Here is a 636-nt window from a genome sequence, read left to right as displayed (position 1 = left end):
AGCGTTTTTCGTTTGGTACTGGGAAGGTCAGTGTTTTAGGTGGTTTTACGAGCGCGATTGCTTTGGGCATGGTGGCGCTAATGATGATGGTGGAATCCGTTCACCGTTTGTTTAACCCTGAGAGTATTCAATTCAACGAAGCGATTATGGTCGCAGTGATTGGTTTGGTGGTTAACTTAGCAAGTATGTTGCTGCTGCATGATCACCATCATCATGATCACGACCACCCACATGATCATAACCATTCGCATGGACACTCGCACGAGCACCACGACCACAATCTTGCCGCCGCGTATTTTCATGTCTTGGCAGATACCTTAACGTCACTGTTAGCGATCGTCGCACTTATTGTTGGTAAGTTTTACGGATGGATTTGGTTAGATGCCATTATGGGGATCGTTGGTGCTTTGGTGATTGGTAAATGGACTCTCGGTTTGATGAAGCAAACCGCACCAGTCTTATTAGATGAGAATATTAATCACGAGTACCTACAGGCAATCAGAGAGACGATTGAGCCATACGCAGACGTGCTAGATCTGCATGTTTGGAAGGTGAGCGGACATCATTACTCGGCTGCGATTGTGTTACATAATCGCAGTGATAAAACGTTGAGTGAATTTAAGCAATTACTGAGTA

The 636-nt window shown here is 45.1% G+C and carries 1 protein-coding gene; it reads left to right on the top strand.

The genetic code is table 11. The annotated features are described in order from the left end of the window. On the top strand, positions 1–636 hold a 636-nt coding region (gene dmeF, locus R7040_RS27485; protein WP_318097746.1), incomplete at both ends, for a CDF family Co(II)/Ni(II) efflux transporter DmeF.

The sequence above is a fragment of the Vibrio sp. 1069 genome, from assembly GCF_033340555.1.
This window is presented reverse-complemented; position numbering and strand designations above follow the sequence as displayed.